This window comes from Streptomyces sp. NBRC 109706 (genome assembly GCF_000974485.1).
Lineage (GTDB): Bacteria > Actinomycetota > Actinomycetes > Streptomycetales > Streptomycetaceae > Streptomyces.
The window spans coordinates 1-1680 of sequence record NZ_BBOM01000024.1 but is presented as its reverse complement, the minus strand read 5'-3'; the positions used below and the strand labels follow the sequence as shown (position 1 = coordinate 1680).

The 1680-nt window shown below is 55.6% G+C and carries 1 rRNA gene (only partly in view); it reads right to left on the bottom strand.

Annotated elements, in window-relative coordinates:
• Positions 1–1680: ribosomal RNA gene (locus AOM46_RS31280) — 23S ribosomal RNA — on the bottom strand (its annotated part extends 1121 nt beyond the left edge of the window); the annotation flags it as partial.

Genomic DNA, 1680 nt, shown 5'->3' with positions numbered 1-1680 from the left:
ATCCTACACAAACCGAACCGAACACCAATATCAAGCTATAGTAAAGGTCCCGGGGTCTTTCCGTCCTGCTGCGCGAAACGAGCATCTTTACTCGTAATGCAATTTCACCGGGCCTATGGTTGAGACAGCCGAGAAGTCGTTACGCCATTCGTGCAGGTCGGAACTTACCCGACAAGGAATTTCGCTACCTTAGGATGGTTATAGTTACCACCGCCGTTTACTGGCGCTTAAGTTCCCAGCTTCGCCACACCAAAGATGTGACTAACCAGTCCCCTTAACGTTCCAGCACCGGGCAGGCGTCAGTCCGTATACATCGCCTTACAGCTTCGCACGGACCTGTGTTTTTAGTAAACAGTCGCTTCTCGCTGGTCTCTGCGGCCACCCCCAGCTCAGACAGCAAAGTGTCATCACCAGAAGAGGCCCCCCTTCTCCCGAAGTTACGGGGGCAATTTGCCGAGTTCCTTAACCATAGTTCACCCGAACGCCTCGGTATACTCTACCTGACCACCTGAGTCGGTTTAGGGTACGGGCCACCATGAAACATCGCTAGAGGCTTTTCTCGACAGCATAGGATCATCCACTTCACCACAATCGGCTCGGCATCAGGTCTCACCCTTATGTCGCACGGATTTACCTGCACAACGGGCCACACCCTTACCCCGGGACAACCACCGCCCGGGATGGACTACCTTCCTGCGTCACCCCATCACTCACCTACTACCCCCTCGGGCCACCGGCTCCACCACTCTGGATCACCTCGAAAGGATCACCAGCGGCTTCACGGGCTTAGCATCAGAAGATTCAGCGTTGGCGCTCCATAGCGGGTACCGGAATATCAACCGGTTATCCATCGACTACGCCTGTCGGCCTCGCCTTAGGCCCCGACTTACCCTGGGCAGATCAACTTGACCCAGGAACCCTTAGTCAATCGGCGCACACGTTTCTCACGCATGTATCGCTACTCATGCCTGCATTCTCACTCGCGAACCGTCCACAACACGTTTACACGGCTGCTTCACCCGGCACACGACGCTCCCCTACCCACCACACTTACATGCGGTGACACGACTTCGGCGGTGTACTTGAGCCCCGCTACATTATCGGCGCAGAATCACTCGACCAGTGAGCTATTACGCACTCTTTCAAGGGTGGCTGCTTCTAAGCCAACCTCCTGGCTGTCTCTGCGACTCCACATCCTTTCCCACTTAGCACACGCTTAGGGGCCTTAGTCGATGCTCTGGGCTGTTTCCCTCTCGACCATGGAGCTTATCCCCCACAGTCTCACTGCCGCGCTTAAACTTACCGGCATTCGGAGTTTGGCTAAGGTCAGTAACCCGGTAAGGCCCATCACCTATCCAGTGCTCTACCTCCGGCAAGAAACACACGACGCTGCACCTAAATGCATTTCGGGGAGAACCAGCTATCACGGAGTTTGATTGGCCTTTCACCCCTAACCACAGGTCATCCCCCAGATTTTCAACTCTGGTGGGTTCGGGCCTCCACGCAGTCTTACCCACGCTTCACCCTGCCCATGGCTAGATCACTCCGCTTCGGGTCTAGGGCATGCTACTCAAACGCCCTCTTCGGACTCGCTTTCGCTACGGCTCCCCACCAACAGGTTAACCTCGCAACACACCGCAAACTCGCAGGCTCATTCTTCAAAAGGCACGCAGTCACGAC